General features: G+C 42.2%; 15 protein-coding genes and 1 pseudogene. 12 read left to right on the top strand and 4 right to left on the bottom strand.

The genetic code is table 11. The annotated features are described in order from the left end of the window. Position 1: 1 nt before the first annotated feature. Both AB4160_RS11250 and AB4160_RS11245 read left to right on the top strand, forming a co-directional pair. On the top strand, positions 2-277 hold the full coding sequence (locus AB4160_RS11250) for a YfcL family protein (protein WP_076537149.1): 276 nt from the start codon (positions 2-4) through the stop codon (positions 275-277). Positions 278-295: 18 nt separating this feature from the next. Continuing rightward, positions 296-817, top strand: a pseudogene (locus AB4160_RS11245) (RNA methyltransferase); the annotation flags it as partial. 102 nt (positions 818-919) lie between these two features. Here AB4160_RS11245 and AB4160_RS11240 read toward each other — a convergent pair. Both AB4160_RS11240 and mnmC read right to left on the bottom strand, forming a co-directional pair. Beyond that, entirely contained in the window at positions 920-1,459 is a 540-nt protein-coding gene (locus AB4160_RS11240) for a hypothetical protein (RefSeq protein ID WP_198590467.1), read from the bottom strand. Between the two features lie 33 nt (positions 1,460-1,492). Then, positions 1,493-3,691 carry an FAD-dependent 5-carboxymethylaminomethyl-2-thiouridine(34) oxidoreductase MnmC gene (mnmC, locus tag AB4160_RS11235; protein WP_372004668.1) on the bottom strand — a complete coding sequence of 733 codons (2,199 nt, stop codon included), beginning with the start codon at positions 3,689-3,691 and terminating at the stop codon, positions 1,493-1,495. A 136-nt stretch (positions 3,692-3,827) separates the two neighbouring features. Between mnmC and fabB the strand changes: the two genes are divergently transcribed. The 9 genes from fabB to purF all read left to right on the top strand — a co-directional run bounded on the left by fabB (position 3,828) and on the right by purF (position 16,176). After that, positions 3,828-5,039 carry a beta-ketoacyl-ACP synthase I gene (fabB, locus tag AB4160_RS11230; protein ID WP_076537142.1) on the top strand — a complete coding sequence of 404 codons (1,212 nt, stop codon included), beginning with the start codon at positions 3,828-3,830 and terminating at the stop codon, positions 5,037-5,039. Positions 5,040-5,269: 230 nt separating this feature from the next. Then, positions 5,270-6,403 carry a 4-phosphoerythronate dehydrogenase gene (locus AB4160_RS11225; protein WP_372004665.1) on the top strand — a complete coding sequence of 378 codons (1,134 nt, stop codon included), beginning with the start codon at positions 5,270-5,272 and terminating at the stop codon, positions 6,401-6,403. A gap of 2 nt (positions 6,404-6,405) precedes the next feature. Beyond that, positions 6,406-7,422: an aspartate-semialdehyde dehydrogenase gene (locus AB4160_RS11220; protein ID WP_102437458.1), complete on the top strand. Its 1,017-nt coding sequence runs from the start codon at positions 6,406-6,408 to the stop codon at positions 7,420-7,422. A 197-nt stretch (positions 7,423-7,619) separates the two neighbouring features. After that, positions 7,620-11,069 (top strand): FimV/HubP family polar landmark protein, encoded by a 3,450-nt coding sequence (locus AB4160_RS11215; RefSeq protein ID WP_372004662.1) that lies wholly within the window; start codon positions 7,620-7,622, stop codon positions 11,067-11,069. 143 nt (positions 11,070-11,212) lie between these two features. Further along, the gene (gene truA / locus AB4160_RS11210) at positions 11,213-11,998 is read left to right on the top strand and encodes a tRNA pseudouridine(38-40) synthase TruA (protein WP_102437454.1); all 786 of its coding nucleotides are present in this window, start codon (positions 11,213-11,215) and stop codon (positions 11,996-11,998) included. Positions 11,999-12,088: 90 nt separating this feature from the next. After that, positions 12,089-13,390: a bifunctional tetrahydrofolate synthase/dihydrofolate synthase gene (folC, locus tag AB4160_RS11205; protein WP_372004658.1), complete on the top strand. Its 1,302-nt coding sequence runs from the start codon at positions 12,089-12,091 to the stop codon at positions 13,388-13,390. A gap of 4 nt (positions 13,391-13,394) precedes the next feature. Continuing rightward, complete coding sequence (locus tag AB4160_RS11200; protein WP_102437449.1) at positions 13,395-14,021, top strand: SPOR domain-containing protein; 627 nt, start codon at positions 13,395-13,397, stop codon at positions 14,019-14,021. Between the two features lie 115 nt (positions 14,022-14,136). Next, positions 14,137-14,625, top strand: coding sequence for a CvpA family protein (locus tag AB4160_RS11195; RefSeq protein WP_076537127.1), 489 nt, complete (start codon positions 14,137-14,139; stop codon positions 14,623-14,625). 39 nt (positions 14,626-14,664) lie between these two features. Beyond that, positions 14,665-16,176 carry an amidophosphoribosyltransferase gene (purF, locus tag AB4160_RS11190; protein ID WP_102476956.1) on the top strand — a complete coding sequence of 504 codons (1,512 nt, stop codon included), beginning with the start codon at positions 14,665-14,667 and terminating at the stop codon, positions 16,174-16,176. A gap of 171 nt (positions 16,177-16,347) precedes the next feature. On the opposite strand, the gene AB4160_RS11185 is transcribed toward purF, so the two are convergent. Further along, positions 16,348-18,306 carry a multiheme c-type cytochrome gene (locus tag AB4160_RS11185; protein WP_372004655.1) on the bottom strand — a complete coding sequence of 653 codons (1,959 nt, stop codon included), beginning with the start codon at positions 18,304-18,306 and terminating at the stop codon, positions 16,348-16,350. A gap of 403 nt (positions 18,307-18,709) precedes the next feature. Here AB4160_RS11185 and AB4160_RS11180 point away from each other — a divergent pair, with 403 nt between their 5' ends. Beyond that, entirely contained in the window at positions 18,710-20,695 is a 1,986-nt protein-coding gene (locus tag AB4160_RS11180; protein WP_372004652.1) for a DNA topoisomerase III, read from the top strand. A gap of 284 nt (positions 20,696-20,979) precedes the next feature. Here AB4160_RS11180 and AB4160_RS11175 read toward each other — a convergent pair whose 3' ends face one another. Next, positions 20,980-22,278, bottom strand: a complete 1,299-nt coding sequence (locus AB4160_RS11175) for an alpha/beta fold hydrolase (RefSeq protein WP_372004649.1) — start codon at positions 22,276-22,278, stop codon at positions 20,980-20,982. Between the last annotated feature and the right edge of the window lie 27 nt (positions 22,279-22,305).

Raw genomic sequence — 22,305 nt, 5'->3', positions numbered from 1 at the left:
CATGTTAGAAAAATATGATGCTGCATTAGAGTCATGGATTGAAAGTAACGTTGCCCATGGCGATGATGATGCGTTATTTGCCAGTGGTTATTTGCAAGGCCATATCGCTGTTGTATTGTCACAGCTTGAGCAAGAGCAGACTTCTGGCATCGATGCATTAGATGATAAAATGGTCGATTGTTTAGCGCTAGCAAACGATGAACTAGATGAAGCAGATTTCAGTCTAGTCAAGGCTGCATGGTTACAGCTTCGTCAAATTATTAGCGACATTAAATAATCTATGACTAAGCAAACTGTTTCAATTGGGCTTGTTAACCCAAAAACACCAGTAAATGTTGGCGGCATTATGCGCGCTGCTGGCTGTTACCGAGCTAATTCGGTTTTTTACACTGGTAATCGTTATGCATTGGCGGCACGTTCTGGTGAAGCGCAATATGACATCGATACCAAAAATGCGGCCGCTACTATTCCGCTCACCGCTGTTGAGTCTTTACTTGAGCAAGTGCCACAAGGCGCAAAAATCATTTGTGTTGATCTAGTGGTTGGCGCAACGCCGCTGCCTTTGTTTGAGCACCCGCAAGATGCATTTTATATTTTTGGCCCTGAAGATGGCACCATACCCCAGCAAATTATCGATGCCGCGGATGATGTGGTTTATGTGCCAACTCTCGGTTGTATGAACTTAGCTGCGTCAGTGAATGTATTGCTTTATGACCGCTTATCAAAAAGCACTCAAATAGCGGCAGACGATGAATTAATTCGTGAAAGTCGCGACAATAATAATCGTACCAAAGTCAAAACTTGGCTAAAAAAGTAAACGGTTAATTGGTTCAGCGTTAATCGCCTGGTAATAACTAAAGCTCAATAAGATAATGTCCTATTGAGCTTTTTTATGCCTGATTTTTAGATGCTTAAGTGGCTATTTGTTGTATTTGTTCAAAAAAGAGCTTAAATATTCCAAGCCACTTTTTTGTGTTGCTACTTGTGTTGTTACTTGTGTTGCTACTTGAGTTTCTGCTTGTGCATAGGCTCGAGTTAGCTCAGCTTGTAAGCAGTGATAAATTGCAGTTTCATGTTCTGCTATAAGTTCAAATGTCGGTGCTAATTGACGGCTCTCTTGACTATCTTGAAGCTGACATTGCTGTAACCATTGTCGATATTTTACTTCATAAGGTTCAACCCATTGGCTTAAGGTCTGCATTAATTCAAGCCAAGGTAAGTCGATCCACTTTTTGGCATCGTCATCGCCTTGTGCGGTTAATTCAGCGGTTTTAAACACATATTTTTGAGGTTGTTTCAAAAGATGCTGTAGTAATAACTCTGCGGTAACCGTTTCTACTTCCACTAACGCCTTCCAGAGCTTATTTTGCTCATCATTATCGTCAACATTTTCAAAGTAACTAAAAAATGCAATGCCGTAAATCTCGCCTTCGTAAGCTTGATGGATTAGATGATTCATTGTTATCTCTGTCGATTGAATTAAAACGCTCAATTAGCTTAACGCTTTACCTTTGAGTAACTTTCTTAACCACATTCGATTGGGGTTAAGCATTGCCAGCATTTCATAGCTAAGTGGTGGCGTGTGATTGCATATCATTGCCGCTAATGCCTCTGCAGCTAAAGGCCCAGAACTTAGGCCTCTTGAGCCTAGTCCTCCCAAAATGAATAAATTGTCATAGCTTGGTGCTTGGTGTTGCTGCCAAAACTTTCGGCTAGCGGGACTATGCTGATGTTGCTCTAATGGCTGCTGATTATATTGGGCATAAATGGCTTCAACATTAGGGGCGAGTCCCATCATAGGGCAATGATCACGAGTAACCATTCTAACGCCCACTCTGGCGCTGGCAGCTGATACATCAATATCGCACAGCCAGTTACGCTCAGGAAAACTCTGATGCATTTTTTGGGCATTTTCTAATTGCTCAGTGGGACTGTAATCTACATTATCGGGCGACTTTACATAGCTTGCCCCAACACAGTGGCGCTGATTATTACTGGGAGTGAGATAGCCGTGGGCGCAAATCACCGTATCAAGTTGAGCCAGTTCACCTTGGCTGGGTATATGGCTCACTTGGCCACGAAAGCCTGTGACCTGTAATAATTTAGTTTGTTTAAAATCAGTTAATTGAGCCCCTGAAGCGATGACGACTTTACCATGCCTAAAGCTATCATGTTGCTCGTTGTCATGACTGGCGTTAAGTTGCCAGTAAGCACTCTGAGAGGGCACTTTGCCATCTTGTGTTAAGTCAATGTCGTGCTCAAGGCTGTTAACCCGTTCAGGACTGTTAACTCGCTCAAGGCTGTTAACTCGCTCAAGGCTGTTAATTTTAGTGTTGAGCTTAATTATTAATTTACAGCCATTTTTTTCTGCAACTGAAGTGGCATGAGCAATGGCTGCCTGAGCAAATTCAAAAGGGCAGATCCAACCAGCCCAAGGATAGTAAAAGCCATTTTTGTTGATGTCGATTTTTGCCAGTTGATTGGCTTGCTCAGCGTTAACACTGAAAGCAATTTCTTTTGGCCACTGCTGACCAAGCATAATTTTATTCAGTCTGGCATCACTGCGCTCATCAAACCCAGTTTGCAGTACACCACAAAATTGATGGTCAATCTGGTGACCTAACGCTGTTAATTGCTGCAACCTACGGCGACTGAATAAAAAAGCTTGTTGAAAGTACTGACTCATCAGGTTGTTATCAGGAGTGAGTAGGGGATAAATAGCGCCTTGCTTATTACCCGATGCGCCATCAGCCAATTGGTTATCTTTGCAATAAATGGTGACACTCTGCCCACGTTCAATCAGTGATAACGCCAAATGGGCTGCAGCTATACCGCCACCAATAATGGCGATAGTGTCGTCACTGCTTTGATGATGTTCACTGCAAGGGCTCAAGCAATAGGCGTAATGGCTATCAGTACTGCGGCGCAGCGCTTGGCGCTCTTGTAAGGCAATAGAATCGTGTTTTTGAGTATCAGGTTGACATTCACTTTTCTGGTTAAAAATATTATTTACGCCAAAACCGCTTCTGCTGGCTAATAGGTTAAGTTGTTTAAAGCTCGTTGCGTTATCATTGTCACTGGCAGAGTCAAAATAGTGAATATTGGCTGTATCTTCACTCAGTCTGCCCATTTGCCACAGTAACTTTTCACTAAGGTATTGATCTATATATTGGCTTGTAATCGTATGAGGTAAGCAATGCCAGTTTGATATCAACATTTTTTCGGCGTTGGGAATACCTTGGCAATTTTCTAACAATGAACCGAAATACAGATCAACAGTGAATAAACCTTTGGCTAACACCAATCTTTGGCAACCAGATATTTTGGCGATACAAGCTTGCTGAAGGACTAAGGCTAATTCATAAAATGGATCTTGTTTATCAAGATGTTGATGTAAAAAGCCTAATTCAGCTGAATTTATAGGATTAGGTTCAAATATGCTGAGCAGTGTTTTTTGGTTTTTTGTTAGAGATAACTGCCATAGTGACATGAGCTCCATACCAATACCGAAGCCTATTTGAGCAATCGATAAGGTTTTATTTGAGACTGCTGCATCAGACAGGACAGTTTGATGATAATGCCTTATGCTAGAGGCATTATCAGGATTTTGACAGTAACTACTTGGATATTTTGCCGAAAATGTTGCACAATCTCGGTCTATAAAAAGGAAGTCAGTGGTTAATTTGGTCAAAGTTCGTTACTCAAAATGATTCAATTGAGATTATTTTACCTGTGTTTGCTGAAAGCTGACCACTTTATTCATCTAAAGCGGATATCATTGCCACAGCAAAATTAGGTACTGACATGTACAAAATGGATAGCATAAAATGAAAAGAGTCGTAATTACAGGTTTAGGTGTTGTTTCTAGCATCGGTAATAACAAGCAAGAAGTGACAGAGTCATTGAAAGCTGGACGTAGTGGTATCACCCATTCAGATCAATTTGAAGAAATGAAATTACGTAGTCATGTTTGGGGGGATATCAAATTAAACCCTGCTGAGCATATTGACCGTAAGGCATTACGCTTCATGGGAGACGCAGCAGCTTACGCTTATATTGCAATGCAAGAAGCAATCAGTGATGCTAATTTGACAGAAGAGCAGTATTCTCACCATCGCGTGGGTTTAGTGGTCGGTACTGGCGGCGCATCATCTAAAAATCAAGTACAAGCAGCTGACACCTTACGTGAAAAAAGCGTAAAACGTGTTGGCCCTTATATTGTACCGCGCATTATGGCCAGTACGGCGAGTGCTTGTTTAGCGACCCCATTTAAAATTAAAGGTATGAATTATTCAATTAGTTCTGCTTGTGCAACTTCAGCACATTGTATTGGCCATGCAGCTGAGCTTATTCAAATGGGTAAGCAAGATATGGTATTTGCTGGTGGTGCAGAAGAACTAGATTGGACCCTAACCATGGGCTTCGATGCTATGGGGGCATTGTCAACTAAGTATAATGACACGCCTGAAAAGGCTTCACGTACTTACGATGCTGACCGTGATGGTTTTGTTATCTCTGGTGGCGGCGGGATTGTTGTCGTTGAAGAGTTAGAGCATGCATTAGCTCGTGGCGCAAAAATCTATGCGGAAATCATTGGTTATGGCGCATCTTCTGATGGCTACGACATGGTTGCACCGTCAGGTGAAGGTGCTGTGCGTTGTATGCAAATGGCGCTAGCTGATGTTGATACCCCAATTGATTATATCAATACTCATGGTACTTCAACCCCAGTTGGTGATGTGCGTGAGCTTGAAGCTTTGCGTGAGGTTTTTCCGACAGACATGCCTCCAGTTGCATCAACTAAATCATTGACTGGCCATGCATTAGGTGCAGCCGGTGTTCACGAGGCCATTTATAGCTTAGTGATGATGGAAGATAGCTTTATTGCACCAAGTATCAATATCGATACCTTGGATGAACAAGCCGTTGGTATTCCTTTAGTCACTGAGTATCGTGATGCAAAGCTAACGACTGTGATGAGCAACAGCTTTGGCTTTGGTGGCACTAATGCCACTTTGGTTATGCGCAAGTATAAATAAGCTTAGACAGCGACTTTATTAGTCGTTCGTATAAAGTAATCAAAGCCTTCTAGTCGACAGACTAGAAGGCTTTTTTGTGTTTTTTGACCTTTAAAGCAGATTAAAACTATTTTTACACATAGCTAATCAATGCGGCTCGAAAACAATATTTCTAATTCATTGATACCTATGCATTCTAATAACTTGATAGAATAAGCAGATAATCACAGTATTTATGGCTAATTACACTTATGAAAATCGTTGCCGATGAAAACATGCCTTATGTGGAAGCCTTATTTGGGCACCTAGGGACAATTGAGCGCGTAAATGGTCGCTCATTAGCACCAGAGCAACTGATTGATGTTGACGTGCTGCTAGTTCGTTCAGTTACTAAGGTCAATCAAGGCTTATTGTCTAAAGCAAACAAATTACTGTTTGTTGGCAGTGCCACCATAGGTACCGACCATATTGATTTAGCCTATCTTAAGCAGCGTAATATCCCGTTTACTAATGCCCCTGGATGCAATGCCACAGCGGTGGGCGAGTATGCTTTTATCGCCATGCTTGAATTGGCTAAACGCTTTAAGCAGCCAATAAAAAATAAAGTTGTTGGCATTGTCGGTGCGGGTAATACCGGTTCAGCATTAGAAAAGTGCCTAAACGCTTATGGCATGAAAGTACTGTTATGTGATCCTATTTTAGAAAAAAGTGCTGCGGATGAACGCCAGTTCGTGTCATTAGATACCATAATCGAGCAAGCCGACATCATCAGTTTACATGTGCCAATTACCAAAGAAGGCGCAGATAAAACCTGGTATTTATTCGATGAAGCTCGATTACTGCAGCTAAGAGAAAATACCTGGTTATTAAATTGCTGCAGAGGTGAGGTCATTGATAACCGAGCCTTGATAAAAGTTAAGCGTCTACGTGACGATTTAAAACTGGTTTTAGATGTATGGGAAGGTGAGCCACACCCAATGGTTGAGCTGGTGCCGTTAGCTGAATTTGCGACTCCTCACATTGCTGGATATAGCTTAGAAGGCAAAGCTCGGGGCACCTTTATGTTGTTTGAAAAATTGTGTGACATCCTAAAGTTGCCCCATGAGAAATCAGTATCGAGCCTGTTACCGTCATTTTTTATTAATCAATTATCCGTGGCAGAGCAACCGACAGAAAGTCAGTTACTTACCCTTGCTAGACAGGTTTATAACCTCAAAGATGATGACGAATTATTTAGAAAAACCTTTCTAAATCACAATGGCTTCGATCATATGAGAAAAAATCACACTCATCGACGTGAATTTAGTGCATTGTCGCTAGTCAACACGGGTGCTTGTAAGGTAAATTGGGTCTATAAATTAGGTTTTTCAGGAGTCGAGCGTTAATTATGTCACAGGAATTTAATGTTGTTGTTTTAGGTGCGTCGGGCGCAGTGGGTCAAACTATGATTGAGATCCTTGAAGAGCGAAACTTTCCGGTTGCAAACTTATACCCATTAGCCAGTAGCCGCAGTGCAGGTGAAACCGTTAGCTTTAATGGTAAACAAGTCGAAATTCTAGATGTGGATACGTTCGATTGGAGCACGGCTCAAATTGGATTCTTCTCCGCAGGTGGTGACGTCTCAGCTAAGTGGGCCCCGATTGCTGCAGAGCATGGCTGTGTGGTGATTGATAACACCTCACATTTTCGTTATGACATCGATGTGCCATTAGTGGTACCAGAAGTTAATCCGCAGGCCATCGCAGACTTCCGTAATCGTAATATCATTGCTAATCCTAACTGTTCAACCATTCAAATGTTAGTGGCGCTAAAGCCTATTTATGATGCATTTGGTATTTCACGTATTAACGTGGCAACTTACCAGTCTGTATCAGGTTCAGGTAAGCAAGCTATTGAAGAATTAGCGGGTCAGACGGCCAAACTACTTCAAGGTTTACCAGCTGAAAATAAAGTATACCCAAAGCAAATTGCTTTTAACGTATTACCGCAAATTGATGTGTTTATGGACAATGGTTACACCAAAGAAGAAATGAAAATGGTGTGGGAAACGCAAAAGATTTTTGGTGATCACGATATCGTGGTTAATCCAACAGCGGTGCGTGTTCCGGTTTTTTATGGTCACTCAGAAGCAGTGCACCTTGAAACTCGCCAACCTGTTGAAGCAGAAGAAGTAAAAGCCGTCCTACGTGATGCTGAAGGTATCGTGTTATTTGAAAATGATGAAGATTATCCAACGGTAGTGACAGACTCTGCAGGTACCGATCCAGTATTTGTTGGCCGTGTGAGAAAAGATATTTCTCATGATTACGGTATAAATTTATGGGTGACTGCCGATAACATCCGTAAAGGTGCTGCTTTAAACAGTGTTCAAATAGCCGAAGTCTTGATTAGAGATTATTATTAATACGATAATATCCCTATAAATAGAGCTATTTAGATTAAAAAGCCTGCAGCCTGCAGGCTTTTTTCATTTTAGCGTGGTTCACAGTAGCAGGGTAATTAAATCTGGTTTATAGTCTTATGAATACTAAAACTAATAAATACAATTGCCTAAAGCCAGTTGTCATGATGACAACCCCATAGCGCTCAAAGGAAAGATTGATGATTCTTCGTACTGCTTATTTTGTTGGCATAATGGCCTGTGCTTTGGCCGCTGTTTCTGCTTCTTCTACGGTTGAGCCTGTCCATGCTCAGACGCTAAAAATTACCGGCCCCAACGGCGAAGTCAATTCTATCGTTGCCCGTCAATATGGTCCTACAACTTCAGCCGACACTTTTTGGAGTATTGCGCAAAAGGTTAGGCCCAATCAAAATATCACCATATACCAAGTGATGGCGGCACTTTTTGATGCTAATCCCCACGCCTTTAGCAGTGATAATTATAATTCTTTAGAGCGGGGGATGACGCTGTTGGTCCCTTCTGCAGATGTGATGGCGCAAATCCCCAAAGCGGATGCCAAGCTTCGGGCTGAAGATAATGATAAACGCTTCGCGAATGCCAATATAACGGTCAAAGCGCCGCAAAAGCCTGCGGTAAGTGCTGGGCAAACGAGCGCAACTTCAGCTCAAAAACCGTTAGCCATCGTAGCTGAAAAAACACTTAAAAATACAGTCGAGGTTAACCAACCTCTCATTGATGAGTTAACCGTTAAACTCGAGAACGCACAAAGTAAAAGTTTATCTTTAACCGATGAATTGGCGCGTTCAGAAGATATGTTAATGATTAAGGACGCTGACAACGCTGCCTTAAAAGCGAAGATAAAAGAGCTGTCTTTGCAGCTTTCTGTCTCACAAGAAGAGTTACAATTACTTTCTGAAAAGCACACTGAACTTGAAGCGGCCTACGCGCTATTGGTTGCTGAAAATGCTAAGCCAACAGTCATTGAGCAGCCAACTAACTTTTGGCGGTCAATTGCTGACAACATGATATTGCTTGCCGTTATCGCGGCATTACCGCTTATTATAATCTTTCTGATTATTTTCTGGCTGATGCGCCGTAAAAATGAGCAGGATGAAAGCATCAATGAAACACCTCAAGCTGAAACTAGTTCAGAACCCTTAGCCGTTACGGATGATATTGACGATCTCAATGACTTAGCGATTCATTTAGATGAAGAAGACTCTACGGAAGATTTGCTTGATCTAGATATCACCAACGAAACGCAATTATCTTTAGATGGTGCTGATGATGTTGATATGTATATCGAAGATGAAAAGGCTAGCGAACAAATAGCTGAAGGCACCTCACTAGATGATTTGTGGTCTGAAGCCATGAATGAGCAAGAAGTCGAATTGGCGTCTATAGAAGACGAAGGAGACTATTTTGAAAGCTTACTTGACGGTCTTGATGAATCAGCAGAAGTTAAACAAACAGACGAAGAAGATTTAGACAGTTTACTTGCAGACTTTGATTTACCAGCAGAGGATACTACTGAAGTTGCACCAGAACTAAGCCAAACAGATACCCAAGATGACATTGACAGCTTACTGGCTGATTTTGATTTACCGACGGATAATGCTGGTGAAGTTGCTGCAGAAGCTGAAGCTGAAGCTGAAGCTGAAGCTGAATCTGAAGTCGCACCAGAACCAAGCCAAACAGATGTTCAAGATGACATCGACAGCTTACTGGCTGATTTTGATTTACCGACGAATAATGCTGGTGAAGTTGCTGCTGAAGCTGAATCTGAAGTCGCACCAGAACTAAGCCAAACAGATACCCAAGATGACATCGACAGCTTACTGGCAGATTTTGATTTACCGACGGATAATGCTGGTGAAGTTGCTGCAGAAGCTGAATTTGAAGTCGCACCAGAACCAAGCCAAACAGATACCCAAGATGATATCGACAGCTTACTGGCAGATTTTGATTTACCGGCAGATGAAGCTATAACCGAAGCAGGCAGTGAAGCAGACGGTGAATTAGATAGCGGATCTTTACAGCAAACGCCAGAAACAGATACTCAAGATGACATCGACAGCTTACTAGCTGACTTTGATTTAGCGCCTGAATCATCAAATGTTGTCGATACACAGGCTGATGAATCTGCCAATAGCGCAGTTGATGATTCAGTTGATGATTCAGTTGATGATATTGACGCCTTACTTGCATCCATCGACGTTACTGATGATGTTGAAGGGGCAGAAGATTTTTCTGCCGAAATTGCAGCTGAATTAGAAAGCGATGTTGCCACCACATTAGATGACAGCGAGAATCTTGATGAGTTACTGGCAACAGTCGATCCTGAAAAAGAGTTTACTCCGCTAGCCACTTCAGATGTCGATGTCGAGCAGCAATTAGCTTCTGAGCTAGCCCAAATTGAATCAGAGCTTGAAATTGATAGCGACAATAGCGATCTTGACTCACTCATTTCAGATTTAGAAACACAAACCGAGTTACCTCAACAGACAGCAGAGCCTGAAGAGTCATTTACTGGGGCAGATGATTTCGCCGCGCAAATTGCCGCCGAGCTTGAGCAGGAACAAGGCGAGCACGAACACGCCACCACATCGGATGCCGATTTAGATGCCTTGCTTGCTGACATGAATAATGAGCCAGAAGCCAGCCTTGCAGATACAGATACGCGCCAAGCCGAGCCACTCACATTTGCCTCTGGTGATGATGTCACTCTTGGCCTAGATGATGATCAGCACGATGATCCCCTCGTTAACCAGTTATTAGCGGCTGAGAAATCAACAGAGTCTAATAACGATAGCAATACAGATGCCGACGATCTTGATGCGTTATTGGCAGACTTTGATGTCGATAAGCTCGCCGAGGATGATGAACCGCCATTATTTTCAATCGATGAGTTTTCGGAGGACGAAAGAGGCTCTGAAGCTGAATTTGATAACATGCTGGCAGGCCTGTCAGCACTTGATGATGACTTAGCTGAAACTGATGCAGCTCCAGACACAGTCGCTGATAAAGACACTGACACTGACCATGACAGCAAGCTTAACGAAAACCCTGAATTTGAGCCAAAAGAGTCAGGCTTTTTTGATGATCTAAAATCAAAAAAAGCTGAGCCGGCCAAATTAGATTGGGAGTCAGAATTATTTAAACAAGCCAGCAACCAAGATGATGTTGATAGTGCAGATGAAGTTAATAGTGCAGATGAAGTTAATAGTGCAGATGATGGCAGTTATTCTCTTACTGAAGATAATTTAACTGTTGATGAAGCCCTTGCAGCCCTTGACGCTGAAGAAAAGCAATCAACACCATCTGAAGAGACTCTTAATACCTTTGAACAAGAAAACGGTTTCATCGATATTGACGTATTATTAAATGATGCCGATGAAATAGTTGAAGTAAGCGATCAGTACAAAGATGTTGAAGTGGATATGGGCGAAGTTAATGCCCTTATTGGCAATGCGGAAATGATTGATGTTGATGACGAAGAAAATTCAGTTAATGCCAAATTAGATCTGGCCCGTGCCTACATTGAGATTGAAGATGAAGATGCTGCCAAAGCATTACTCACTGAAGTCAAAATTGACGGTAATGAACGCCAACAAAGTGAAGCCTCAAAACTACTGAATGATATAAGCTAATCATAAAGTACATAAAACGGCGCAGTTAACTGCGCCGTTTTTGTATCAGGTATACAGACTCTGACAGTGGGTTGTGCTTTTGCATTACATCTTCAGTTAATTTGTTATAAAATGCGCGCACTTAAAATTAGAGGGTTTAATCAATGCGTGTGGCCTTAGGCGTCGAATACGATGGTAGTCAATATTTTGGTTGGCAAAGACAGAAAGAAGTTGATTCTGTGCAAGCGCAAATCGAAGCGGCGTTATCATCAATTGCCAATGAACCGATTGAAATTATCTGTGCGGGACGTACAGATTCTGGGGTACATGGAACAGGTCAAGTCATACATTTTGATACTCAAGCTAATCGAGCGATGTCAGCGTGGACATTAGGCGTTAATGCCAAGCTACCTGATAATATTGCAATCCGCTGGGCGAAAGAAGTGGATGAGACTTTCCATGCTCGCTTTTCAGCGACTGCACGTCGATATCGTTATATTATCAATAACAGTGAATTTAGACCGGGTATTTTAAATAAGGGTTTAACCCATTATCACTACCCACTGGATCACAATTTGATGCACCAAGGCGCGCAATTGTTTGTTGGTGAACATGACTTTACCAGCTTCAGAGCATTACAGTGCCAAGCCCATAGCCCGGTAAGAACCATTGAATTTGTTAATGTCACTCGTCAAGGAACATTCATTATTATCGATATTAAAGCCAATGCATTTTTGCATCATATGGTGCGTAATATTGTTGGCACCTTACTTGAAATCGGCCAGTCACATCAAAAAATTGAGTGGGTTAATGAACTTCTAGCATTAAAAGATAGAAAATTTGCCGCGCCGACATCAAAGCCCAATGGCTTATATCTGGTGGATGTGACTTACCCAGAGCACTACAACTTACCTAAGCCGCCAATGGGGCCGCTATTTATGCAAGATTAGACACTTAGCTGCTACTGATCGCTAAATAGTCGCATTTTTACTGTTTACGAAACAACAATGTGAGCATGGGACAAATTCAAAAGGGATACAATGAAGACAGATAATGACACGCAATTAACCGTTAAGCCTGCAAAAGACGCAAGCTTGTCCCAATGGTTAGATTATTTATTATCGATTCACCCCACTGAAATAGATATGGGCTTAACCCGAGTAACGGCCGTTGCTGAGCGTTTAAGTCTATTGTCCTTAGCTGACTCTAAAGTGATTACCGTTGCCGGAACCAATGGCAAAGGTACCACTTGCGCCATGCTTGAGGCGGTATTTTTGCAAGCCGGTAAAACGGTTGGGGTTTATAGCTCGCCGCACTTAGTTAACTTTAACGAGCGCGTAAGGCTTAATCATATTGACGTGACAGATGCGCAAATTATTGAAGCCTTTAGTGTCATTGAACATGCCCGCGCTGAGATCTCATTAAGCTTTTTTGAATTTGCCACCTTAACAGGATTATATATTTTCAAGCTGGCTAAACCTGAGATTATTTTACTGGAAGTGGGCTTAGGTGGTCGTTTAGATGCAACCAATATTATTGATGCCGATGTCAGTGTCATTACCTCGATTGATATTGATCATCAAGAGTATCTAGGTGATACCAGAGAGCTAGTCGGCCGTGAAAAGGCAGGAGTATTTAGAACTGAGTGTTTAGCGGTGATTGGCGAACCTGATTGCCCTAATTCCATAACCGAATATGCCCAAGCGATTAATGCGTATGCTTATAGTGTTAATAAAGACTTTAGCTATGTTATTGCAAATGACACTAGCACAGATAACCGCTCAACTTGGCACTATAGCAGTGCTAATCGCAGCATAGAGGCTATACCATTACCGAGATTACCTTTAGCCAATGCCGCCACTGCCATTGCTGTTATTGAGCAGGCTTTCCCACAACTCAGTGATAACGATATTAAACAGGGCATTGCCAATGCCAGTTTGTCAGGCCGCTTTGAGCAAGTACTAGAACAACCAAAAGTGTGGGTTGATGTAGCACATAATCCCCATGCTGCGAAATACCTTGCTACGCAACTGCAAGGCTTTAAGCCTGCGCGCATTATTGCCTTATGCGGTATGTTAAAAGATAAAGATGCCGCTGCAGTTTTAAAGGAGCTTGAAGACAGTATTGATGAATGGAACTTTGTATCATTACCGGTTGAGCGCGGAAATGATGCTAAAACATTAGCCAAGGAGTTAAATACAAGCTTGTCTGCATCACAATTTGACTCAATGGATTTGGCTTGGCGCAGTATTAAGTCAAATATAAATGCAGATGATGTAGTAATTGTTTTTGGCTCATTTTACACTGTGGCAGCGTTTAGTGAATTATTAAAAAAGGGATAAAGATTTGTCTGGTCAATTTCAAAACCGTTTAGTTGGCACCATAGTGATCGTTGCTCTTGGGGTTATATTTTTACCTGATTTATTAGACGGTAAAAAGCAGCGCCAAGTTGAAGAGTTTACAGAAATTCCTTTACGCCCAGTGATTACTGAGCAAGCAAGCGATCAAATTGGCGAGGGTTACACTCCTGAAACCTTTGAAGTTGAAGAGATTGCAGCAACCCAAGATTTAGCTCAAGTTTCAGAAAAAACCAGCACTACGCCAGCGACTAAAACTGACAGTGGAACAAAGTCAGTCACAAGTGCCAACACCGCAACCGCATTAACAGCAGTAACCTCAAAGCCTGAAACTGTTAAATCAGCCATAAAACAAGCTCAGCCCATCAAAGCGGGATTTACCTTGCAGTTGGGTGGTTTTAATAACGCTAAAAATGTTGAAGGCTTAGTTCAAAAGCTGCGCACTAATGGTTTTACCGCTTATACATTACCGACTAAACCGATTGATGGTTCTTTAACAAAAGTGTTTGTCGGCCCTGAACTCTCAGCAGATAAACTGAAAAGTTATCAACAAAAAATACAGAAAATAACCGGTCTTCAAGGCAAGATTGTGCAATACAATCCCCTAGAAAACTAACTATTCATCATTGTTTTTTTCAGCGCACAGTCAATTTATTCTGCTAGAGGTGTGAAACTTTTCAGTCTCTGTTAGAATCGCGCCGTCTTAACATCTATACCGGATCCCTCTCTCAATGGTTTGGATTGATTACGCTATTCTCATTATCATCGGCCTATCAACTGTTATCAGTTTGATACGTGGATTTGCCAAAGAAGCCATGTCGCTAGTGGTATGGTTCGCTGCTTTCTTTGTTGCTAGCCAATTTTATCAAGATCTCGCTGTTCACCTAACGCAGATGAATGACGAAATGCTTAGAAATGGCGTTGCAATTGCTATTTTATTTATCGCTACTCTCATTCTTGGTGCCTTAGTTAATTACATATTAGGCCAACTGGTGTCAAAAACCGGCTTGTCAGGCACAGACCGCGTATTAGGTTTGTGCTTTGGCGCGCTTCGCGGGGCGTTAATCGTCAGCGCAATATTATTTTTTCTGGATGCGTTTACCGGTGCTTCAAGTCAAGACTGGTGGACGGATTCAGAGCTTGTACCCCAATTTGGTGTGGTTATTCAGTGGTTTTTTGACTATCTGGAAAATACCTCCAGCTTTGTACCCAAAATATAAATATAAATATAAAACATCTTACAATGAGGAAGCTTACCCATGTGTGGTATCGTCGGAATAGTTGGTCTGTCATCGGTTAATCAAACCATTTATGATGCGTTGACCGTGCTTCAGCACCGTGGTCAAGATGCTGCAGGCATCGTGACCGTGGACAAAAATGCATTTCGTTTACGTAAGGCTAATGGACTCGTTAAAGACGTATTTGAAATCAAACACATGCAACGCCTTCAAGGTAATGCAGGTATTGGACACGTACGTTATCCAACAGCAGGCAGCTCGAGTGCCTCTGAAGCACAACCATTCTATGTTAACTCTCCATTTGGTATTTCCTTAGCCCATAACGGTAACTTGACGAATACAGTTGAGCTTGCTGAAGGACTGATCAAAAAGCGCCGTCATGTAAATACCACCTCAGATTCTGAAGTGTTATTAAACTTGCTTGCTGATGAGCTGCAAGAAACCCGCAGCTTAACCTTAAGCGCTGATGAAGTTTTTGATGCAATAGCGAAAGTTCATGCACAAACTCGCGGTGCTTATGCTGCTGCGGCGATGATTATTGGCCAAGGCTTAGTGGCATTTCGTGACCCATTTGGGATCCGTCCTTTAGTACTTGGTAAGAACGAAACCCCAACAGGTACCGAATACATGGTCGCCTCTGAATCAGTGGCACTTGATGCAGTTGGCTTTGAAGTGATGCGCGACGTTGCGCCAGGCGAAGCAGTTTATATTTCACTTGATGGTCAACTATTTACTCGCCAATGTGCGGTTGAGCCAAGCTATGCACCTTGTATTTTTGAATTCGTCTATTTCGCTCGTCCAGACTCGAGTATTGATAAAGTGTCTGTCTATGCCAGCCGTGTAAACATGGGGGCTAAATTAGGCGCAAAAATTCAAAAGGAATGGGAAGATTATGATATTGACGTGGTGATCCCAATTCCTGAAACCTCGTGTGATATCGCCCTAGAAATTGCTCGTGGAATGGACCTGCCATATCGCCAAGGTTTTGTTAAAAACCGCTATATTGGCCGTACTTTTATTATGCCGGGTCAGCAAGAGCGTAAGAAATCTGTTCGCCGTAAGCTAAACGCGATTAAAACTGAATTTACTGGTAAGAACGTATTGTTAGTTGACGACTCAATTGTTCGTGGTACCACCTCTGAGCAAATCATTGAAATGGCTCGTGAAGCTGGGGCTAAGAAAGTGTATTTTGCTTCAGCAGCACCTGAAATTCGCTTCCCGAATGTCTACGGTATTGATATGCCAACCACCAATGAGTTGATTGCTCATGGCCGTGATGCTGATGAAATCGCTAAAATCATCGGCGCTGATGGGATTATCTTCCAAGACTTATCAGACTTGGTTGAAGCCGTTGGAATGGAAAATCCAGAAATTAAGCGCTTTGAAACCTCAGTATTTGATGGTCATTACATCACTAACGATGTTGACCAGGCGTACTTGGATCACCTGACTCAACTGCGAAATGATGATGCCAAAGCCAATAATAAAGACATTGGTACTAACTTAGAAATGCATAACGTTTGTCATCCTTAAACGATACTTTCTAAGTAACTGATTAAAGCCAGCTAGCCGCTGGCTTTTTTGTTTTTCTTTTCCTTCAGTAATCGAAACTAGTACTACAGATAAAAAAATGCCTGAATCACTTCAGGCATTTTGCTCGGTTTATTGATGATGAATCAATCTCAGATTATTAATATAAAAATATTAGTAATTATGAGCTTCAGCTAGTCTTGCAGGGGAATGACATACAGAACATGATTCAGTGATAGGTGCAGGGTCAAATACGGCAAAGTCGCCACTTTCACCCGTGTGCATATCAGCTTCTGGAGTGATAGCCACATTGAAATCACCACCTTGTTGTATCATGTGATTTTTCGCAGCATCACCTGTATGACAAGTGGCACAGTTAGCAGAAATCGCCGTGATACCGTAAACACTGCTTTCATCCATACCGTTTAACACAACTGCTGGTGCTACATCTTCAAGGTCAATCATACCAGTGTGACAAGCCTGACAATCAACCGGCATGTTTTTGTCGGTTGTTGGCATGTCATTTAGACCACGGTCTTGCTTGTATGCTCCAAAGTGCATGTTGTGAACCAATGGTCCCCACGCCATAGCGTAGTCTCCTATGGTTCCATCATCCTGTGTTTTACCTGGAGCCCAGTTATAAGCAGAGTGACACTGAGAACAAGCATCACCACCTAAATCAAAACCACCTCGAGCAGAACCATGTCCATCCAAGCCCTCAGTGTGACAAGTTAGACACTTCATGCCATCAGAGCTAGTACGACGGACGTCTTTGATGTTCGATACCGAGATAGGGGCATTAGCAGGGTATCCCCAACGGTGAGTATAGCTAATACGACCATCTACACCACCGGCTAATACTTCACCTTCAACATAAGGTAATGCATGGGTAATGATATAGGTTACTTCACCGTTTTCACCAGCAATAGGCGCTGTTTTTGCTCGAGCAACATGACCTTCATCGCGACCAGGAAGCATCGCTTCGCCGTTTCTCATCACAGTTGCCCAACCATTAGGGCTAGCGTCAGTGAGTGCGTTAATGTCAACAACTTTACCTTCACTGTCAGTGGCTTTAGTTGTTACTTCGATGGTCGCTTTATCTTCGCTACGAACAACAGATATAATTTCAAAGTTATAACGGTTTAATGCTTCATCACGATTTGCACCGTTTTCATGTTCATGTTGGAACGAATTGTGACAGGTTGCACAATCAAGGTCAGTAAAGTTACTGTGATTAACAGTTAAATCTTTATCTGCATCTTGTAAATCAGCATGACAGGTTGCACAGCCATTGAGTGACGCAGTAAATACCACATCGTCAACGTGACAAGTTGAACAACGGTATTTATCCATTGAATAACTTTTACTTAATGAAGCATGGCCAGAAGCCTGTATCACACCATCATCGTCATATTTATAACCATGACCCAGCATTGCCATGGTGTTTTCAGCCCAGCCGCCATCTTTTTGTTCAGTTTGAGTGTGACAAACTAGACATGCTTCAACAATAATAACTTCTTGGTCATTGTCGATTGCATGGTGATGTTGATGCCAACCCCAAGTTGCGTTGCCAGTAGCATCTTCAAATTCACCGTGACAGGCGACACATTTAGCATCGTCAGTGGTGCTAACTTGTGCATAAGAATCGTTTTTGGTAAACATCACGCGTTTAGTACGTGGCATACCATTTTCGCCATTACCTGGTCGAATATAGCCAGTACCAATTGATTCAGATGTAGCAGCTTCATGTGGCATAGAAAGGTTATAAATACCCTCACCAGCGTGAGTTAGCGTACCCGGTGCGTTATCATCACCCGCAACCCAAGTCACATCAACAGTGTCAGCAAGTAAACCTGCTTCATTTTTGATGGTTGACATTAACTGGACTTTATCTAAATCTTCTACTGGAACCCCATCTTGGTTCTCCACCGAAAATTCAACATTCACGACACCCTCGGCATATTGCCATTCCATGACTTTTGCTACTGCTGATGTGGTCACTACTGGTGGCACCCAAGGTGCACCAGGTTCGCCAGGTAGGCCATCGTTTCCATCTTTACCATCATTACAAGCACTCATCCCCAGTGCAGTAGCCACAAGTAAAGCAACACGACATTTGCTCATTAATTTCATCTCATACTCCAAAATGTTTTTCTTACCTCTTAATGGGTAATTGGAGGGTAATGTAAAGATTGCTTGGCAACTGTTGACTAGGTCACAAACTAGGGGTATTACTAGTTTAATTGTTTATATTCAATAGTTTGAATATAAACCTCCTAGCTGAACATTCTGAATTAAAGCTTAATCTCCCGATGTGTTTTTGCATTAAGATCACAAATTAAAGTAAATTTTTATTGGTTGTTTTTGGTTAAGTTTAGCGCCTTAAAAGCGTGTTTTTTGATGCTTTAGCCTAGTATTTTGAGTGGCAGATTATCTTTCTAAGAAACCTGCCATTGCATTAACAGTTGCACTTATTTTTGCTATTCGCTAAATTACACTGTAATTTCATACAGTGTTTTAAAAGTCTAATAAATCTATGATGCTCTATATTGCTGAAAAACCCAGTCTAGGCCGTGCTATTGCCGATGTATTACCAAAGCCTCATAAAAAAGGTGATGGTTTTATCATGAGCGCCAATGGGGATTGCGTGTCTTGGTGTATAGGGCATTTGTTAGAGCAAGCAGAACCAGATGTCTATGATCCCGCTTTTAAATCATGGCAATTAGCCCATTTACCCATAGTGCCGAGTAAATGGCAGTTAAAACCTAAAACTAATACCCGCTCACAGTTGAGCATCTTAAAAAAGCTCATCAAACAAGCATCGAGTTTAGTTAATGCTGGCGATCCTGATAGAGAAGGGCAGCTGCTGGTGGATGAAGTCATTTCCTATGCAGGTGTAAAGGCCGACAAGATTGCTCAAACCCAGCGTTTACTTATTAGCGATCTTAACCCTTCGGCGGTAAAACGCGCCTTAGGGCAATTGCGCACTAATAAAGAGTTTGTCCCCTTATCTACCTCAGCCTTAGCCCGCAGCCGCGCAGATTGGCTATATGGCATGAATATGACCCGCGCTTATACCATTCAAGGCAAAAAAGTAGGTTATCAGGGAGTATTGTCTGTTGGTCGAGTGCAAACCCCGGTACTGGGGTTAGTGGTAAGGCGAGATGAAGAAATTGCCAATTTTCAGCCCAAAGCTTTTTATGAAGTATTGGCGCATTTACTGACCGATAACCAAGAAGGCTTTTCGGCTAAGTGGAAACCCAGTGAAGCATGTCAGCCATATATGGATGAAGAGGGGCGAGTGCTCGCCAAAGGCTTAGCTGAAAATGTGGTGGGACGGATAACTAACAAGCCAGCTGAAGTGACCAAGCTTGAATCAAAAAATAAGCGTCAGAACCCCCCATTGCCTTATAGTTTATCCAGCCTGCAAATCGATGCGGCCAAGCGTTTTGGCATGAGCGCTAAAGAGGTGCTTGATACCTGTCAGAGTCTATATGAAAGGCATAAATTAATTACGTATCCGCGCTCAGATAGTCGCTATTTACCTGCTGAGCAACATGGCCTTGCACCCCAAGTTATTCGCGCAGTATTAAGTAATGATGCCGGTTTAACCGCTAAAGCAGATAAACCTAATGCCAAGCTTAAGTCCAAAGCCTGGAATGACAGTAAAGTTGATGCTCATCACGCGATAATTCCCACTGAAAAAACCACTAATTTGGCAAACTTATCAGCCAAAGAGTCGCAGTTATATTCTCATATTGCACGGCAGTATTTAGCCCAGTTTTACCCCGCCTATATTTATGATGAAACCCAAGTTGAAGTGACCATTGCGGGTGGCTTATTTACCACTAAAGCTAAGCAAGAGTTATCGTTAGGTTGGAAATGTTTGTTTGCGAAAATGCAGGGTAAAGATAATGCAGATGGTAGTGATGACGAAAATTTAGCGACCTTACCGCCACTGAAAAAAGGTCAACAACTCCATTGTGAGCGTGGCGAATTGTTTGAAAAAACCACTCAAGCGCCAAAACACTTTACTGATGCGACTTTGCTTGGCGCCATGACAGGGATCAATCGCTATGTCACTAACCCTGAAGTGAAGAAGATCCTAAAAGACACCGATGGCTTGGGCACCGAGGCAACCCGAGCAGGCATTATTGAATTATTGTTTAATCGCGGTTACTTATTAAGGCAGGCTAAATCAATCATTGCCACCCCAGTTGGCGTTGGCTTGATCCATTCATTACCAGAAACAGCTACCACACCGGATATGACTGCGCTGTGGGAAAGTAGCCTTGATGCCATAAGTCAAAAGCAGCTTAGGTATGATGCCTTTATGGAGCCATTGTTAGCGCAATTACAGCAACTGATTGAGCAAGCTTCAAATCAATTACCTACAGCTCTTGAGGGGATTAAAGGGCCTGGCTATAAAAAACGCCGCGCCAGTAGTGGCTATAAACGCAAAGGTGCAGCAAGTAAAACCTCTACGGCTAAAACTTCCCGTAAGCGCAGCTCGAGTAAATAAGCCGATAAAAGAGAGTTTGTATGAATAAATCATGGGATACAGGTATTGCATCGCTCGCACTCGATTGTTCTTAAAGGGAATAGCGGAATTTCAGGCAAAAAAAATGAGTAAACCGAATCAGGGTTTACTCATAAAAATTCACTAGTTCACAACATAAAGGGCGGAACAGGTTAGATTATGGCCGAACTTACTTAACTGAAAATTAATTTAATCTGTCGACGTGCTGTGGAGTGTGATCGACTTCAATATTAATCAATTTAAAACTGAACATTAAATTACATTTGTTATCGAATGCTATCCTTTCGGCTCAATGAAATGAGTTTATCTAAAATATGCTCACCATCCATACGAATGCCATTATGCTCATATTCTGATGTTAGCCAATAGCTGAGGTTATTCACTAGCTGCGCAGTTTCAAGGCTGTAATTCATATCAACATACATATCTTCACTGTAAATAGCCGCAGTGACCGGGACGGTGTTTTGCAGTAACACGTCCACATCGTATAAATTGCTCCAATCTGATTTTTGCGCAATTAATTCTGCCACCTCTTTGAGAGGCTTTAACTGATTAAATTGTTCAAAGAACCATGGATAAATCATTTCGCCAGTAAACAGTAAGCGCTGCCCTTGTTGATAATTGAATTTAGGGAACTGCTCTCTGACTCTATGGGCTGACCAATTAGCCCCTTGTTGATGAAACTGCTGGCAATAGATCGATTCATGCAATAACGCGAAAATTGGGTTGGTGTTGTAATCCAAAAATTGACTAAATTGATGCAAAAATAGCGGGTTTATTGTGCGACCTTGGGCAGTCTCAATCATGGCTTGCTCAAGTAGGTAGTAGATGGCTTCAGGGCCTTGCTCCATACCTATATTAACCCCGAGCAGCTGTAGCATCTCAACGGTGAGTTTTTCGCCTGTGGCAAGGTAAACGTCATTATCAGCAATATAGTCAGCCAGTTCTGCTGTTAATGACTCAGCATCTTTGAAACGATGATAAAAATCAGCGTTTTTGGCAAGTACCCGTTTATAGGTTGCTTGATAGACGTCATCTGCTTGACGGGTTAATGATGGAATACCACCTGTGATAAAGGCTTCAGTTAGTGCTTGTGGCGCTGCGCTTAAATAGCGTAAAACACAAAAGCCGCCAAAACTTTGGCCTAAAATACTCCATGGCTGATTATTTGCTAATTGAGCTCTAATTACTTCAGCATCTCGAACAATGTTATCGGCTCTAAAGTGGCACACATAATCGGCTTGTTCTTGCGCGGTTAAATGCGCCAGTGTGGCGCTATTTAGTAAGCTTGAAAGACCGGTGCCGCGCTGATCAAGCAACAGCACTCGATATTCTTTTAGGGCGCGTTTTATCCAGCCACTATTCTCAACAGGGCGCACTGCACCAAAGCCCGGTCCACCTTGAAAATACACTAAATAGGGTAAGGATAAATCTTGGTTTTCTGTACTGACGATTTCCCGAACAAAAATTGATAATTGCTCACCTTCGGGCTGCTGATAATCTAATGGAACGCTAAAAAAGTGTTTTGTGGAAACGATCCCAGAAAGAATACTGTCAATTTGCATGGTGTGCCTGTGAAAATAGGATTCAGA

Source organism: Shewanella sp. 10N.286.51.B8, assembly GCF_041469325.1.
Lineage (GTDB): Bacteria > Pseudomonadota > Gammaproteobacteria > Enterobacterales > Shewanellaceae > Shewanella.
Note: the sequence above shows the minus strand (reverse complement) of the source record. Positions and strands in the feature narration are given on the sequence as shown.

Excerpts from the sequence above, each read along its gene's own strand:
- folC (WP_372004658.1), top strand. The coding sequence starts at position 12,089 with ATGAAGACAGATAATGACACGCAATTAACCGTTAAGCCTGCAAAAGAC.
- AB4160_RS11180 (WP_372004652.1), top strand. The coding sequence starts at position 18,710 with ATGATGCTCTATATTGCTGAAAAACCCAGTCTAGGCCGTGCTATTGCC.
- AB4160_RS11185 (WP_372004655.1), bottom strand. The coding sequence starts at position 18,306 with ATGAAATTAATGAGCAAATGTCGTGTTGCTTTACTTGTGGCTACTGCA.
- AB4160_RS11220 (WP_102437458.1), top strand. The coding sequence starts at position 6,406 with ATGTCACAGGAATTTAATGTTGTTGTTTTAGGTGCGTCGGGCGCAGTG.
- AB4160_RS11175 (WP_372004649.1), bottom strand. The coding sequence starts at position 22,278 with ATGCAAATTGACAGTATTCTTTCTGGGATCGTTTCCACAAAACACTTT.
- AB4160_RS11215 (WP_372004662.1), top strand. The coding sequence starts at position 7,620 with ATGATTCTTCGTACTGCTTATTTTGTTGGCATAATGGCCTGTGCTTTG.
- AB4160_RS11225 (WP_372004665.1), top strand. The coding sequence starts at position 5,270 with ATGAAAATCGTTGCCGATGAAAACATGCCTTATGTGGAAGCCTTATTT.
- fabB (WP_076537142.1), top strand. The coding sequence starts at position 3,828 with ATGAAAAGAGTCGTAATTACAGGTTTAGGTGTTGTTTCTAGCATCGGT.
- purF (WP_102476956.1), top strand. The coding sequence starts at position 14,665 with ATGTGTGGTATCGTCGGAATAGTTGGTCTGTCATCGGTTAATCAAACC.
- AB4160_RS11240 (WP_198590467.1), bottom strand. The coding sequence starts at position 1,459 with ATGAATCATCTAATCCATCAAGCTTACGAAGGCGAGATTTACGGCATT.
- truA (WP_102437454.1), top strand. The coding sequence starts at position 11,213 with ATGCGTGTGGCCTTAGGCGTCGAATACGATGGTAGTCAATATTTTGGT.
- AB4160_RS11195 (WP_076537127.1), top strand. The coding sequence starts at position 14,137 with ATGGTTTGGATTGATTACGCTATTCTCATTATCATCGGCCTATCAACT.
- AB4160_RS11250 (WP_076537149.1), top strand. The coding sequence starts at position 2 with ATGTTAGAAAAATATGATGCTGCATTAGAGTCATGGATTGAAAGTAAC.